The organism is Streptomyces sp. SID14436 (assembly GCF_010548465.1).
In the GTDB taxonomy this organism is placed as follows: Bacteria; Actinomycetota; Actinomycetes; order Streptomycetales; family Streptomycetaceae; genus Streptomyces.
Map to the genome: position 1 here is coordinate 34,348 of NZ_JAAGMD010000119.1, position 14,998 is coordinate 49,345.

The following is a 14,998-nucleotide window of genomic DNA, read 5'->3' on the forward strand; positions in this document are numbered from 1 at the left end:
GAGTGCGCACGCTCCGGCCTGCCGGGCCGGGCCCCGCAGCTCAGCGCTCGCTGTGACCCGAGCCCCGCTGCGACACGAGGGCGTCGCGGATCTCCTTCAGCACCTCCAGTTCGGAGACCTCGATGACCTCCTGCGTGCCCTCCTTGGCCTTCCGGCGGGCCTCCACCCGGGCCAGGTACTTGGCCATGGGCAGTACCATCAGGAAGTAGACCACCGCAGCGGTGATCACGAACTGCAGTGTCGCGCCGAGGACCGAGCCCCACAGGATCCTGACGCCCGTCGCGGCGTCGCCGCTGCCCTCGCAGGGGCCCTTCAGGCACGAGCTGTAGCTGTCCAGATTCTGTGTGCCGAACGCTCCGACGAGCGGGTTGATGACACCCTTCACCACCGCGTTGACGATGTTCGTGAAGGCGGCGCCGATCACCACCGCTACGGCCAGATCGACGACGTTCCCCCGCATCAGGAAGGCCTTGAAGCCCTGCCAGATGCTGGAATCCTTCTGCTCGCTCAACTCGGGGCCTCTTCTCGCGTACGCGGTCCGTGGAACAAAACGCTCCGCAACCTACGTCAACGCCGTGTCGGCCTGTCCAATCGGGTCGCTCGTACGAGGTATCCGCCGCTGCCCCGGGGCTCGAAAAGGCACAGTTCAGCACAGTGTTCAGCACAGTGTCACCGCCAGCCGTGCCGTCGAGCTCGCACCGACGAGCGCGGCCGCGGTGGCACGCGGCACCGACAGGACCACCAACGCCCCGCCGTTCACCCCGCCGTTCACCCCGCCGCTCATGGCGTCGGCCCCGCCGCCGGTCCCTTCGGTCCCTTCAGTCCCGTCCGCGTCGTGCAGGGGGTCGTCGGGGACGTCCGTCACCCGTGCCCCGCGCGCCAGTACACGGGCCTCACCGCCGGCCGGCCGCTCCTCGGCGGCGATCACGTCGACCCGGTCTCCCGGGCGCAGCAGCCGTACCGTGGCCGCGTCGGCGATCCGCACCGGAGCCATGACATACGCGCCCGAGCGCCGCTTCCGTACAACCTCGGCATTCGCTGCGGCGGCCGGACGGGCGGCGGCCGACTCGTCGGGACGGTCCCGGGACTCGTCCGTCTCCCGCGGGCCGGCCGCCACGAGCGCGGCAGCCGTGACGGCGAGGCCCGCCGCGACGGCCCGCCTCCGGTGCGCGGTGAGCCTGCCCGGGCGGAGAAGTCCCGCGCGCACCCGCACCGGAGCGAAGTACGGCACCTCGCACGTCGGCGGCACATCGGCACCGGCGCTGTGCGGCACATCGGCACCGGCGCTGTGCGGCACGTCGGCACCGGCGCTGTGCGCTACGTCGGCACGGGTGCTGTGCGGTACGTCGGGCCCCGGAGGGCACGCAGACGCGGCAGCGGTCCGGAACGCGGCCGGGGGACAGCGCACGAACGGGGGAGACGCGGACGGGGGACGGGACGACAGCGACGACACGGGATCACCACCTGTGACGAGGGACCGGCTTGCGATCCCCACGATGGCGTCTGCCGCCGAAGTCCACCTGGGCCTGTGGACCAGCACGGACCTGTGGACAACCCCGTCACCCGAACGAGAGCCTCACTTCCCGCCGAGCCCTCGCCCCCGTGGGCCCCCACGAGCCCCCGCCCCCCACGAGCCCCGCCCCCGCCGAGCCCTCGCCCCCCCGAGGGCTTTCCCCCTACGGCAGCGCGATCCCCGGGTCCATCCCGCCCAGCGCGGACGCGCAGAGGCACTCCCGTTCCTCCTCCGCGGCCGGCAGCGCCGCCACGGTGTCGAAGAGGACGCCCCGCAACCGGTCCACGTTGGCCGCGAACACCCGCAGTACCTCGTCGTGGGAAACGCCCTCGCCGGTCTCCGCGCCGGCGTCGAGGTCGGTGACGAGGGCCATGGAGGTGTAGCAGAGCTCCAGCTCACGGGCGAGCGCCGCCTCGGGGTGGCCGGTCATGCCCACCACGGACCAGCCCTGCGCCTGGTGCCACAGGGATTCCGCGCGGGTGGAGAAACGCGGGCCCTCCACCACCACCAGGGTGCCGCCGTCCACCGGCGCCCAGTCCCGCCCGTGCGCCGACTTCAGGGCAGCGGCCCTTCCGGTGGGGCAGTAGGGGTCGGCCAGCGACACGTGCACCACGTTCGGGATCGTGCCGTCGGGCAGCGGAAGCCCGTCGAAGTAGGTGCCCGCGCGGGACTTCGTCCGGTCGACGAGCTGGTCCGGCACAAGCAGCGTGCCCGGCCCGTACTCGGGGCGCAGGCCGCCCACCGCACAGGGGCCGAGCACCTGGCGTACGCCGACGGAGCGCAGCGCCCACAGGTTGGCCCGGTAGTTGATGCGGTGCGGCGGCAGGTGGTGCCCGCGTCCGTGCCGGGGGAGGAAGGCGACGCGCCGGCCGGCGACCTCACCGATGAAGAGGGAGTCGCTGGGCGCCCCGTAGGGGGTGTCGACCTCGACCTCGGTCACGTCGTCGAGGAACGAGTAGAAACCCGAGCCGCCGATCACGCCGATGTCTGCGGTCACGGTCGGCGGGGTCGCCGCCTGGGGAGCGTTCACCTTGTTCGCCATGCTCCGCACCCTAACGGCCCCCCGGCCCGCCGAACCGGCCCAGCGGCCCCCGGGACAGCCCGCCGAACCGGCCCAGCGGCTCCCGGGACAGCCCGCCGAACCGGCCGTAAGGCGGCCCGCGGCCCGAAGCCCGAAGCCCTCAGCAGAGTGAGAACCGGCCGGGAGCCGAACGCCGTACACCCCGTCGCCATCGGACGACGGGGTGTACGGGCGGAGCCGTGAGAAGACTTACGCGGCGGTCGTGCTCGCCGAGCTGCCGGAGCCCGACGACCCCGACGACGAGCTCGAACCCGAGCCGGACGTCGAGGAGGACGACGACGAAGACGAAGAAGAACCGGAGGAGGAGGACGAGGAGGAGTCGGAGGACGACTTCGACGCCGGCGAGCTGCTCGACGAGGAGCCGCGGCTGTCATTGCGGTAGAAGCCGGAGCCCTTGAAGACAATGCCCACCGCCGAGAACACCTTCTTCAGGCGGCCCTGGCAGTTCGGGCACTCGGTGAGGGCGTCGTCGGTGAACTTCTGCACCGCCTCGAGGCCCTCGCCGCACTCGGTGCACTGGTACTGGTAGGTCGGCACTGTCTTCCTCCTGGCACTCTCACTCGATGAGTGCTAACGACGGTCCATAGTGACGTATTCCGAGGGATCAGTCCACTGCGACGGGCGCGCGGTGACCCACGCCACGTGCGACGGTGCGCCCGCGCGGGGCCGGGACCAGCCGTGACCGGAGGGTCAGCAGCGTCATGAGGGCGAGCAGTGTGCCCGCCATCGGGACGAGGAAGCCGGCGCCGTCCCAGAGCCGGTCCTCCAGCTGCCCGGCGACCGTCACCGCGGCCGCCTGCCCGAGGGCCACGGCGCCGGTGAGCCAGGTGAACGCCTCGGTGCGGGCGCCGGCCGGGACCAGGTCGTCCACCAGGGTGTAGCCGGTGATCAGGGCGGGTGCGATGCACATGCCGACCAGGAGTCCGAGCCCGGCCAGCAGCAGCGCCGAGTCGGCGGTCCACAGGGCGGAGGCGGTCAGCGCGAGCGCCGCGTAGCCGAGGAGGAGCCGGCGCTGGGGTGCCGTCTTCCAGGCGATGGCCCCGCAGGCGATGCCGGCCAGCATGTTGCCCGCGGCGAAGACGCCGTACAGGACGCCGTTGAGGGCGGGCCGGTCGATGGACTCGGAGAAGGCGGCCAGCGACACCTGCATGCCGCCGAACACGGAGCCGATGCCGAGGAAGGTCACGATCAGGACCCGTACGCCGGGCACGCTCAGCGCGGAGGCGTGCCGCACGCGCGTGCGCCGGTCGGCGGCGACCTCGGGCTGGGTGCCCTTCTGGGCGGCGAACAGCAGGCCGCCCACCAGGGTGAGGGACGCCTCGGTGAGCAGTCCGGCGGCCGGGTCGACGGTCGTGCACAGCGCGGTGGCCAGCAGGGGGCCGACGACGAAGGTGAACTCGTCGGTGACCGACTCGAAGGCCGCCGCCGTGTTCATCAGCGGGGAGTCCTTCTTCAGCTTGACGCCCCAGCGGGCCCGCACCATGGGCCCGACCTGCGGGACGGACGCGCCCGTGGGGACCGCGGCGAGGAACAGCACCCACAGCGGGGCGTCGGCCAGCGCCAGGACCGTCAGGGTCACACCGGACAGGGTGTGCACCAGGACACCGGGCACGAGGACGGCGCGCTGCCCGTGGCGGTCGGCGAGGCGGCCGCTGTAGGGGGCGAAGAGGGCCATGGACACGCCGGTGACGGCGGCGACGGCGCCGGCCGCTCCGTAGGAGCCGGTGGTGTGCTGCACCAGCAGCACGATGGAGAGGGTGAGCATGGCGAACGGCTGGCGTGCCGCGAAACCGGGGACCAGGAAGGTCCAGGCGCCGCGGGTGCGCAGCAGTTGGCCGTATCCCGGGCGGGAGGTGGCCGCCGACTTCTCCGACGAGGTGACCGTGGATGCCACGGCCCGTGCCTTTCTGCCGCCTGGTAGCGCAGGCCCGCTGAGGGGCGCGCCGAGAGCTGTCCTCTTGCGCTGACTGCGGTAGATACCGGTGCCACAGCTCAGGGCGTGCCGGCCGCCATACGGTCGCGCCAGCTCTGCATCAGGCAGAGTTGGTTCGATCTGGGTGTCCCTGCATGGTACAGGGATCAGGGGATGCGATGCCTGTGAAACGGAGCACCATCAGGCCGTATGCCTGTGAATGACGGGGGGCCTTCCTCGCTGGTTGGGCTCCGGGCCGTCGCTGGTTGGGCTGCGGACCGTCGCTTGCCGGGCTCCGGACCGTCACCGGCCGGGCTCCGCGTCGTCGTCCGTGCCCAGCCAGCCCGCCAGCTTGCCGCCGCGGCCGACCGCGCGCAGGCGGCGTTCGGCGGCGTCGCGCACCGCGTCGGTGGCGACGACGAGGAGTTCGTCGCCGCGCCGCAGCACGGTCGCCGGCGAGGGCACGAACGACGTGCCGTCGCGGACGACCAGGGTGACGGCGGAACCGGCCGGCAGGCGCAGCTCGGCCACCTCGACGCCGTGCATCCGCGAGCCCTCCGGGATGGCGACGGACAGCAGGTGGCCGCGCAGCCGCTCCAGGGGCGCCGACTCGATGCCGAGGTCGGCGGCCTCCGGGCCGCTGCCCAGGTGCAGTCTGCGGGCCAGCCACGGCAGCGTCGGCCCCTGGATCAGCGTGTAGACGACGACCAGGACGAAGACGATGTTGAAGATGCGGTGGCTGCCGTCGACGTCCTGCACCATCGGGATCGTCGCCAGGATGATGGGCACCGCGCCCCGCAGTCCCGCCCACGACATCAGGGCCTGCTCCTGCCAGGGCACCCGGAAGGGCAGCAGGCACAGCACGACGCTCAGCGGGCGGGCGACCATCGTCAGGGCCAGCCCGATGAGCAGGGCGGGCACGATGTCGTCGCCCAGTTCGTGCGGGGAGACGAGCAGGCCGAGCAGGACGAACATGCCGATCTGGGCGATCCAGCCGAGCCCCTCGGCGAAGCCGCGGGTGGCGGGCCAGTGCGGCAGTCCGGAGTTGCCCAGCACCATCGAGGCCAGGTAGACGGCGAGGAAGCCGCTGCCGTGCACGATCGCGCCGGTGGCGTAGGCGGCGACGGCGATGGCGATGACGGCGATGGGGTAGAGGCCGGAGGCCGGCAGGGCGACGTGGCGCAGTCCCCAGGAGCCGAGCCAGCCCACGGCGAGCCCGATGGCGGCGCCGATGGCCAGCTCCAGCGCTATCTCGCCGACCAGGACGTACCAGTGCTCGACCGGGCCGGCCGTGGAGAAGGAGACGACGAGGATGACCACCGGGGCGTCGTTGAAGCCGGACTCGGCCTCCAGGGTGCCCGTCACGCGGCGGGGGAGCGGGATCCTGCGCAGGACGGAGAAGACGGCCGCCGCGTCGGTCGAGGACACCACCGCGCCGATGATCAGCGCCTGCCGCCATTCCAGCCCGACCAGGTAGTGCGCGGCTGTGGCGGTGACCCCGACGCTGACCGCGACCCCGGCCAGGGCCAGGGCGGAGGCGGCCGGCAGGGCGGGTCTGCATTCCGACCACTTCGTGCTCAGGCCGCCCTCGGCCAGGATCACGACCAGGGCCGCGTACCCGATGACCTGCGTCAGCTCGGCGTTGTCGAACTGGATGCCGCCGATGCCGTCCTGGCCCATGGCGATGCCGATGCCGAGGTAGACGAGCAGGCTGGGGAGCCCGCTGCGTGAGGAGAGGCGGACCGCCGCGACGGCCACGATCAGGACGAGCGAGCAGATGAGCAGCAGCTGGTTGAGGTGGTGGACAGTCAGCGGCCGTTCCCTTCCCTGACGCGTGCGCACCGCGCGCGGACTCACGTGTGTCGCGCGCGGGACCGGGCCCTGCTGCCACGGCAGACTACTTCGTTACCTTACCTAAGTCTTGACGTGTTCTTGACGCCCATCGCGGCATGATCGAACGTCCGTCCGGGCTGGTTCCCGACTCCGCGTCAAGTGGCGCGGGGTCCTGCGCCTATCGTTGCTCCAGCGCTCAGTTAAAAGCACAGCCCGACCTGCCGCTCGCGTAAGGACAGCAAGGACAGCGATGCCCACCGACACCATTGCCGCCACGGGTCAGCAGGCCGGTACGCCCGGCCGGAAGAAGGGGCGCAAACTCCGCCTCATGGCGCTCGTGCTGGTGCTGGCACTGATCGGCGGTGTCGCCTACGCGGCGTACTGGTCCGTCAGCACCGTGCGCGCCTCCTTCCCGCAGACCGAGGGCTCCCTCACGCTGCAGGGCCTGTCCAAGCCCGTCGAGGTCAAGCGCGACGGCAACGGCATCCCGCAGCTGTACGCCGACTCCGACGAGGACCTGTTCATGGCGCAGGGCTACGTCCAGGCGCAGGACCGGTTCTACGAGATGGACGTGCGCCGGCACATGACGTCCGGCCGCCTGTCGGAGATGTTCGGCGCGGGCCAGGTCGACAACGACGCCTTCCTCCGCACCCTGGGCTGGGACCGGATCGCGAAGGAGGAGTACGAGAAGAAGCTGTCGCCCGCCACGAAGAAGTATCTCGACGCGTACGCCAAGGGGGTCAACGCCTACCTCGACGGCAAGGACGGCGAGGAGATCTCCCTGGAGTACGCGGCGCTGGGCTTCACCAACGACTACGAGCCCGAGCCCTGGACCCCTGTCGACTCGGTGGCGTGGCTGAAGGCGATGGCCTGGGACCTGCGCGGCAACATGCAGGACGAGATCGACCGGGCCCTGATGACGAGCCGCCTCGGCCCGAAGCAGATCGCCGACCTGTACCCGGAGTACCCGTACAGCCGGAACAAGCCGATCATCGCCGAGGGCCAGTACAACGAACTCACGGGAGCCTTCGAACAGGGCGGCGACAGCACGGGCGGCACCGGCACGGGCACCGGAACCGGAACCGGTACGGGCTCGGGCGTGGGCGGCGCACCGGACGGTACGGGCACCGGTACCGGTACGGGCACCGGTACCGGTACGGGCACCGGAACCGGCTCCGGCGTCGAGGGAGCGCAGGGGGCGGGCGGTGACGGCACCGGGCTGGAGGGCCAGCTCGCGGGCCTGCAGGAGGTCCTGAAGGACCTCCCCACCGCGGTCGGCGTCAACGGCGACGGCATCGGCTCCAACTCCTGGGTGGTGTCCGGCCGGCACACCATCACCAAGAAGCCCCTGCTGGCCAACGACCCGCACCTGTCGGCCTCGCTGCCCTCCGTCTGGTACCAGATGGGCCTGCACTGCCGCAGCGTCTCCGCCTCCTGCCAGTACGACGTCACCGGCTACACCTTCGCCGGCATGCCCGGCGTGGTCATCGGCCACAACGCGGACATCGCGTGGGGCCTGACCAACTCCGGCGTCGACGTCACCGACCTTTACCTGGAGAAGATCACCGGCGAGGGCTACCAGTACGACGGCAAGGTGGTGCCGTTCGAGAGCCGCGAGGAGACCATCCGGGTCGCCGGCGGCAAGGCCCGCAAGATCGTCGTCCGCGAGACCAACAACGGGCCCCTGCTCTCCGACCGCTCCGACGAACTGGTGAAGACCGGCAAGAAGGCCACCGTCGAGACCGCCGCGCCCGACCGGGGCGACGGCTACGGCGTGTCCCTGCGCTGGACCGCGCTGGACCCCGGCCGCACCATGGACGCCGTCTTCGCCATGAACCGAGCGAAGAACTGGGACGACTTCCGCGAAGCGGCCACCCTCTTCGAGGTGCCCTCGCAGAACCTCGTCTACGCGGACACCGACGGCCACATCGGCTACACCCTGCCCGGAAAGATCCCCACCCGCGCGAAGAAGCACGACGGGTCCGTCCCGGCGCCCGGGTGGAACCCGGAGTACGAGTGGACCGGCTGGATCGAGCAGGACGCCCTGCCCTACGAGTTCGACCCCAAGCGTGGCTACATCGTCACCGCCAACCAGGCCGTCGTCGACCCGGACGCCTACCCGTACACCCTCACCACCGACTGGGGATACGGCGCGCGCAGCCAGCGGATCAACGACCTGATCAAGCTGAAGATCAAGGACGGCGGCAAGATCTCCACGGACGACATGCGGCAGATGCAGCTGGACAACCACAGCGAGATCGCCCGCAGCCTGGTGCCGGACCTGCTCAAGATCGACACCGAGGACCCGGACGTCCGCGAGGCGCAGAAGCTGCTGGAGGGCTGGGACTACACCCAGGACGCCGACTCGGCCGCGGCGGCCTACTTCAACTCCGTCTGGCGCAACATCCTGAAGCTGGCCTTCGGCCACAAGCTGCCCAAGGAGCTGCGCGTCGAGGGACAGTGCCTGTGGGTCGACCCGGTCAACACCACCGGACCGGCGGACGAGGCGCAGAAGGTGCGCGAGTGCGGCCAGCGCTCGGCCGACCAGGCGCAGCCGGACGGCGGCGACCGGTGGTTCGAGGTGGTCACCACCCTGAAGAAGGACCCGGACAGCGACTGGTGGTCCACGCCCGAGCGGGGCACCCGCCCGGGCGCCGACAAGAACCGTGACGACCTGTTCAAGCGGGCCATGATCGACGCCCGCTGGGAGCTGACGGCCAAGCTGGGCAAGGACATCGACACCTGGAGCTGGGGCCGGCTGCACCGGCTGTTCCTGAAGAACCAGACGCTCGGCACCGAGGGTCCCGGCGTCCTGCGCCGCGCCCTCAACCGCGGGCCCTGGAAGCTCGGCGGCGGCGAGGCCACGGTCAACGCCACCGGCTGGAACGCCGCCGGCGGCTACGGGGTCGTGTGGGTCCCGTCGATGCGGATGGTGGTCAACCTCGACGACTTCGACAAGTCCCGGTGGATCAACCTCACCGGCGCCTCCGGACACGCCTACAGCGCCCACTACGTCGACCAGACGGACAAGTGGGCCAAGGGCGAGCTGCTGCCGTGGGCGTACTCGTCCGAGGCCGTCGACGAGAACACCGAGGACACGCTGACGCTGGAGCCCTGACCCGGCCCGGCCCGAAGCGGCCGCCACGCACACGCGCGTGGCGGCCGCTTCTCCGTCCCCGTGGCGCGCGCCGCCCCGTCCTCGCTGCGCGCGTCCCGTCCCCCGCTGTCACCGACCGGTCCCTCGGCCAGGACGACGCTGCCCGGCCCGGCCCGGCCCGTCTCGGCCCGGCCCGGCCTCAGCCGAAGCGCCGTACCCCCGACGGGGTCACCGCCGCCCGTACGGGCCGGTCGTGGGGCTCCTCGGGCACCCGCGCGACGACCTCGCCGTCGTACAGCAGCACCACGAGCGCCGGGTCCGCGCCCCCGCGTTCCAGCCGGGCGAGGACCCGGTCGTAGGAGCCGCCTCCGCGGCCCAGCCGCATCCCGCGCGCGTCGACGGCGAGGCCCGGCAGCAGGACGACGTCCGCCTCGGTGACGGCGTCCGGGCCGAGTCGCGGCCCCGCCGGTTCGAGGAGGGTCATGCGTCCGCCGCCGTGCCGGACCGGGGTGAGGGAGTCCGCGCCCTCGTAGCGTCCCCAGTCCAGGTCGTTGTCGGGCAGGAGCGCCGGCAGCAGCACGCGCACGCCCCGCGCGTGCAGCGCGTCGAGCAGCGTGAGCGTGCCCGGTTCGCTCCCGACGGAGACGTACGCGGCCACGGTGCGCGCCTGCCGGAGCTCGGGCAGTGCGTCTGCCTGCCGGGCGAGCGCGGAGGCGGCCACCCGGACGTCATCGGCCGTCAATCCGTTTCTCACCGCGAGGATTTCCCGCCGAAGGGTGCGTTTGTCAGGGTCGTTGGCGCGACGGTTGTATCTCAAGGTTGTCCCTGTCCTGTTCCAATATGTTCATATGAGCAGGAAGTAACCGGAGGTGCAGATTCCCTGCAAAGGCAGCGGATATTGTGGCGGCCATGTCTCAGTCACACCCTCGGATCAGCAAGGCTGTCATCCCGGCAGCAGGCCTCGGCACCCGGTTCCTGCCGGCCACGAAGGCCACTCCCAAGGAGATGCTGCCGGTCGTCGACAAGCCGGCGATCCAGTACGTGGTCGAAGAGGCCGTCGCCGCCGGCCTCGACGACGTCCTCATGGTCACGGGCCGCAACAAGCGCCCGCTGGAGGACCACTTCGACCGCAACTACGAACTGGAGTCCGCCCTCGAGAAGAAGGGCGACGCCAACCGGCTGGCCAAGGTCCAGGAGTCCAGCGACCTGGCCACCATGCACTACGTCCGCCAGGGTGACCCCAAGGGTCTGGGACACGCCGTGCTGTGCGCCGCCCCCCACGTGGGCGACGAGCCCTTCGCCGTGCTCCTCGGCGACGACCTGATCGACCCGCGCGACCCCCTGCTCCAGCGCATGATCGACGTCCACGCGCAGCACGGCGGCAGCGTCGTCGCCCTCATGGAAGTGGCCCCCGAGCAGATCCACCTCTACGGTTCCGCCGCCGTCGAGGCCACCGAGGACGCCGACGTCGTCCGGGTCGGCGGTCTGGTCGAGAAGCCCGACGCCGCCGACGCGCCGTCCAACTTCGCCATCATCGGCCGCTACGTCCTCGACCCGGCCGTCTTCGAGATACTCCGCAAGACCGAACCGGGCCGCGGCGGCGAGATCCAGCTGACCGACGCCCTCCAGCAGCTCGCGGCCGACGAGGGGGTCGGCGGCCCGGTGCACGGCGTCGTCTTCAAGGGCCGCCGCTATGACACCGGCGACCGCGGCGACTACCTGCGTGCCATTGTCCGGCTCGCGTGCGAACGTGAGGACCTCGGCCCGGACTTCCGGACCTGGCTCCGCCGTTACGTCACCGAGGAGATGCAGCAACGTTGAGCACCGCCGCGCCCCGCACCGCAGGCCCGGACCACCTCTGGTCGGTGGACGAGCACCTGGACGACATTCTCGGCACCGTCCGTCCGCTCGAGCCCATCGAACTGCACCTCCTCGACGCCCAGGGCTGCGTCCTGGTCGAGGACGTCACGGTGCCGGTGTCCCTGCCCCCGTTCGACAACAGCTCCATGGACGGGTACGCGGTGCGGGTCGCGGACATCGCGGGCGCCAGCGAGGAGTACCCGGCGGCCCTCGAGGTCGTCGGCGACGTCGCCGCGGGCCAGGCCGACCTCCTGCACGTCGGCCCCGGCCAGGCCGCCCGCATCATGACCGGCGCCCCGCTCCCGCCGGGCGCCGAGACCGTCGTCCCCGTCGAATGGACCGACGGCGGCCTGGGCGGCGGCCCCGCCACCGGGATGCGGGCCCGCAGCCTCGCCCCCGAGGGCGCCACCGGACAGGTCCGCGTCCACCGGCCCGCCGCGGCACGCGCCCACGTGCGCGCCGCCGGCAGCGACGTCAAGGCGGGCGACCGTGCCCTGACCGCCGGCACCGTCCTCGGCCCGCCGCAGATCTCCCTGCTCGCGGCCATCGGCCGCGGCACGGTGCGCGTGCGCCCCCGCCCGCGCGTGGTCGTGCTCTCCACGGGCAGCGAACTCGTCCAGCCCGACGCGGAACTGCGCCCCGGACAGATCTACGACTCCAACAGCTTCGCCCTCACCGCCGCCGCCCGGGACGCCGGAGCGATCGCCTACCGGGTGGGGGCCGTCACCGACGACGCCGCGACCCTGCGGGACACGATCGAGGACCAGCTGGTGCGGGCCGACCTGATGGTGACCACCGGCGGCGTGAGCGTCGGCGCGTACGACGTGGTCAAGGAGGCCCTGTCGTCCGTCGCCGACGAGGACGAACCGGGCAGCGGCATCGACTTCCGCAGGCTGGCCATGCAGCCCGGCAAACCGCAGGGCTTCGGCTCCATCGGCCCCGACCACACCCCGCTGCTGGCCCTGCCCGGCAACCCGGTCTCCTCCTACGTCTCCTTCGAGCTGTTCGTCCGCCCCGCCATCCGCACCCTCATGGGCCTCACCGACGTCCACCGGCCCCGGACGCGCGCGACCCTCACCGCGGACGGCCCGCTGACCTCGCCGAAGGGCCGCCGCCAGTTCCTGCGCGGCCGGTACGCCGACGGCGCGGTCACCCCGGTCGGCGGCGCCGGATCCCACCTGGTCGCCGCGCTCGCCCGGGCGAACGCGCTGATCGTCGTCCCCGAGGACACCGAGTCCCTGGAGCCGGGCGCCACGGCCGAGGTGGTCCTGCTCGGCTGAGCACCCCGGGTTGGCGGTACCGTGTCGCGCACAGCAGGCCCACGCGCCGCACCGCGACGGGCCCGGACCGGGAGCGCCACACGATCATGACCGTGCCTTCCCGGGGGGACACCCCCGGACCCTCCGAGCAGCGCCGTCTGACGCACATCGACGAGGCGGGCGCCGCCCGCATGGTCGACGTCTCCGGCAAGGACGTCACCGCGCGCACCGCCCGCGCCACCGGCCGCGTCCGCGTCTCGCCCCGCGTCGTCGAGCTGCTGCGCGGCGAGGGCGTCCCCAAGGGCGACGCCCTGGCCACCGCCCGGATCGCGGGCATCATGGGCGCCAAGCGCACCCCCGACCTCATCCCGCTGTGCCACCCCTTGTCGGTGTCCGGTGTGACACTGGACCTGTCGGTCGCGGACGACGCCGTGGAGATCGCGGCGACGGTCAGGACGACGGACCGCACGGGCGTCGAGATGGAGGCGCTCACCGCGGTCTCCGTCGCCGCGCTCACCGTGATCGACATGGTCAAGGCGGTCGACAAGGAGGCGGTCATCACGGACGTGCGGGTCGAGGAGAAGACGGGCGGCAGGTCCGGCGACTGGAGCAGGGCATGACCCCCGGCGCAGCGGCCGGTGACACGGCGCCCGCGCCGTACCGGGCGCTGGTCGTCACCGCGTCCAACCGGGCCGCCGCCGGCGTCTACGCGGACCGGGGCGGCCCGCTGATCGCCGACGGCCTGCGCCGGCTCGGCTTCACCGTCGACGGCCCGCAGATCGTCCCCGACGGCGACCCGGTGGAGGCCGCGCTGCGCGCGGGCGCCGACGCCGGGTACGACGTCGTCGTGACCACCGGGGGCACCGGCATCTCGCCCACCGACCGCACCCCCGAGGCCACCCGGCGGGTCATCGACCACGAGGTGCCCGGCATCGCGGAGGCCATCCGCGCGTACGGCCGCGAGAAGGTGGCGACGGCCGCGCTCTCCCGCGGCCTCGCGGGCGTGGCCGGCCGCACGCTGATCGTCAACCTGCCCGGATCCAGCGGCGGGGTGAAGGACGGTCTCGCCGTGCTCGAACCGCTGCTGCGGCACGCCGTCGACCAGTTGCGCGGTGGTGACCACGAGCGGCCCGGCGCCCGGAGCGGGGGTGCGAGCTGAACCGCCCCTCCTGGCCCGTGGAGCTGGTGGACGGCGACATCGTCCTCCGGCCGATAAAGCTGCGCGACCAGCGGGCCTGGCGTGAGGTCAACCGGCGCAACCGCGACTGGCTGCGGCCCTGGGAGGCGACCATCCCGCCGCCCACGCCGTCCGGCCCCGTCGTCCACCGGCCGACCTACCGTCAGATGGTCCGCCACCTGCGGACCGAGGCCAACGCGGGCCGCATGCTGCCGTTCGTCATCGAGTACCAGGGCCGCCTGGTCGGCCAGTTGACGGTCGCCGGCATCACCTGGGGCTCCATGTGCTCGGGCCACGTGGGCTACTGGGTGGACGAGGCGGTGGCCGGGCGCGGGGTGATGCCGACGGCCGTGGCGATGGCCGCCGACCACTGTTTCCGCACCGTCGGTCTGCACCGCCTGGAGATCTGCATTCGCCCCGAGAACGGCCCCAGCCGCCGGGTCGTCGAAAAACTCGGATTCCGCGAGGAGGGGCTGCGGCCCCGCTATCTCCACATCGACGGAGCCTGGCGCGACCATCTCGTCTTCGCCCTCACCGCGGAGGAGGTGCCCGACGGCCTGCTCGCCCGTTGGCGCCGGTCACGCGACCGGCAGACCCGGCCCGGCGCGGCCGGGGGGAGCGCGGAGAGCGGAACACGCCACCCGGGTATCCCGCACCGCCCCGGTAATTGAATAAATGTTCGAAATTGATCGGGTGGTGACCGTCTCCGGGCCCGGAATTCCCGGGTCGGGCGGTCCGCTGATCGCATCGGTCACAAGAAAAGTTCGAAATATCAGCCAGATCGTGCGACACACCGGCTCAATTGGCGGATGGCCTCACGCAAACCCCTCTACCGTGTGAGACGTGAGCAGCAGCGGCCTCATCTACGCAGTCATCGTCGGGGCCTGGGCCGCCTACTTGGTGCCGATGTGGCTCCGTAGGCAGGACGAGCTGAACGAGGCCCGTCCGACGGAACGCTTCAGCACCGCCATCCGATTGCTGTCCGGACGGGCGGGCATGGAGCGCCGGTACGCCAAGGACCTGCGGGCGCGCTCTTCCGGCGAGGAGGAGCACAGCGTCCACGACCCGGACGCGGTCACCGACTCGGTGGACGTCCGGGCCTTCGCCGTGTCCCGGACCCGCCCGCAGACCCGGGTGCCCCTCCCCGAACCGACCGACCGCCCGCCCCACGAGCAGGCCGACGCAGCCGACCGCCCCGCCCCGCAGGGACGGCGCGCCCCCGGCGCGGAGCGCGGCCCGGTCCCGCCCGCACGCCGGGAGGACCGG

13 protein-coding genes and 1 pseudogene are annotated in these 14,998 nt (G+C 72.2%); 7 read left to right on the plus strand and 7 right to left on the minus strand.

From position 1 onward, the window contains the following. Positions 1–40 precede the first annotated feature (40 nt). The 6 genes from mscL to G3I53_RS04535 all read right to left on the minus strand — a co-directional run bounded on the left by mscL (position 41) and on the right by G3I53_RS04535 (position 6,348). Positions 41–511 carry a large conductance mechanosensitive channel protein MscL gene (gene mscL, locus G3I53_RS04510; RefSeq protein WP_164337883.1) on the minus strand — a complete coding sequence of 157 codons (471 nt, stop codon included), beginning with the start codon at positions 509–511 and terminating at the stop codon, positions 41–43. Positions 512–658: 147 nt separating this feature from the next. Continuing rightward, positions 659–1,297 (minus strand): hypothetical protein, encoded by a 639-nt coding sequence (locus G3I53_RS04515; RefSeq protein ID WP_343240554.1) that lies wholly within the window; start codon positions 1,295–1,297, stop codon positions 659–661. Positions 1,298–1,676: 379 nt separating this feature from the next. After that, entirely contained in the window at positions 1,677–2,555 is an 879-nt protein-coding gene (locus tag G3I53_RS04520; protein ID WP_164337884.1) for an S-methyl-5'-thioadenosine phosphorylase, read from the minus strand. Positions 2,556–2,783: 228 nt separating this feature from the next. Further along, positions 2,784–3,131 carry an FmdB family zinc ribbon protein gene (locus tag G3I53_RS04525; protein WP_164337885.1) on the minus strand — a complete coding sequence of 116 codons (348 nt, stop codon included), beginning with the start codon at positions 3,129–3,131 and terminating at the stop codon, positions 2,784–2,786. A 67-nt stretch (positions 3,132–3,198) separates the two neighbouring features. Continuing rightward, a complete protein-coding gene (locus tag G3I53_RS04530; protein WP_164337886.1) occupies positions 3,199–4,488 on the minus strand; it encodes an MFS transporter in 1,290 nt (429 codons plus the stop codon). Positions 4,489–4,809: 321 nt separating this feature from the next. Next, the gene (locus G3I53_RS04535) at positions 4,810–6,348 is read right to left on the minus strand and encodes a potassium/proton antiporter (RefSeq protein ID WP_164337887.1); all 1,539 of its coding nucleotides are present in this window, start codon (positions 6,346–6,348) and stop codon (positions 4,810–4,812) included. A gap of 241 nt (positions 6,349–6,589) precedes the next feature. Between G3I53_RS04535 and G3I53_RS04540 the strand changes: the two genes are divergently transcribed. Continuing rightward, on the plus strand, positions 6,590–9,457 hold the full coding sequence (locus G3I53_RS04540; protein WP_164337888.1) for a penicillin acylase family protein: 2,868 nt from the start codon (positions 6,590–6,592) through the stop codon (positions 9,455–9,457). 178 nt (positions 9,458–9,635) lie between these two features. Here the strand turns inward: G3I53_RS04540 and G3I53_RS04545 are convergent, their stop codons facing one another. After that, a complete protein-coding gene (locus G3I53_RS04545) occupies positions 9,636–10,253 on the minus strand; it encodes a 5-formyltetrahydrofolate cyclo-ligase (protein WP_164337889.1) in 618 nt (205 codons plus the stop codon). A gap of 92 nt (positions 10,254–10,345) precedes the next feature. On the opposite strand from G3I53_RS04545, the gene galU reads away from it, so the two are divergent. The 6 genes and pseudogenes from galU to G3I53_RS04575 all read left to right on the plus strand — a co-directional run. Beyond that, on the plus strand, positions 10,346–11,257 hold the full coding sequence (gene galU, locus G3I53_RS04550; protein WP_164337890.1) for a UTP--glucose-1-phosphate uridylyltransferase GalU: 912 nt from the start codon (positions 10,346–10,348) through the stop codon (positions 11,255–11,257). After that, positions 11,254–12,576 carry a gephyrin-like molybdotransferase Glp gene (glp, locus tag G3I53_RS04555; RefSeq protein WP_164438037.1) on the plus strand — a complete coding sequence of 441 codons (1,323 nt, stop codon included), beginning with the start codon at positions 11,254–11,256 and terminating at the stop codon, positions 12,574–12,576. Before galU ends, glp begins: the two co-directional genes overlap by 4 nt. 86 nt (positions 12,577–12,662) lie before the next feature. Further along, positions 12,663–13,175: a cyclic pyranopterin monophosphate synthase MoaC gene (gene moaC, locus G3I53_RS04560; RefSeq protein WP_164335881.1), complete on the plus strand. Its 513-nt coding sequence runs from the start codon at positions 12,663–12,665 to the stop codon at positions 13,173–13,175. Beyond that, positions 13,172–13,714: a MogA/MoaB family molybdenum cofactor biosynthesis protein gene (locus tag G3I53_RS04565; RefSeq protein ID WP_164438038.1), complete on the plus strand. Its 543-nt coding sequence runs from the start codon at positions 13,172–13,174 to the stop codon at positions 13,712–13,714. Before moaC ends, G3I53_RS04565 begins: the two co-directional genes overlap by 4 nt. Before the next feature lie 17 nt (positions 13,715–13,731). After that, complete coding sequence (locus tag G3I53_RS04570; RefSeq protein WP_343240555.1) at positions 13,732–14,403, plus strand: GNAT family protein; 672 nt, start codon at positions 13,732–13,734, stop codon at positions 14,401–14,403. Positions 14,404–14,575: 172 nt separating this feature from the next. Next, positions 14,576–14,998, plus strand: a pseudogene (locus tag G3I53_RS04575) (hypothetical protein); the annotation flags it as partial.

Coding starts and splice junctions, on each gene's coding strand:
- galU (WP_164337890.1), top strand. CDS start 10,346: ATGTCTCAGTCACACCCTCGGATCAGCAAGGCTGTCATCCCGGCAGCA.
- G3I53_RS04520 (WP_164337884.1), bottom strand. CDS start 2,555: ATGGCGAACAAGGTGAACGCTCCCCAGGCGGCGACCCCGCCGACCGTG.
- G3I53_RS04565 (WP_164438038.1), top strand. CDS start 13,172: ATGACCCCCGGCGCAGCGGCCGGTGACACGGCGCCCGCGCCGTACCGG.
- moaC (WP_164335881.1), top strand. CDS start 12,663: ATGACCGTGCCTTCCCGGGGGGACACCCCCGGACCCTCCGAGCAGCGC.
- G3I53_RS04540 (WP_164337888.1), top strand. CDS start 6,590: ATGCCCACCGACACCATTGCCGCCACGGGTCAGCAGGCCGGTACGCCC.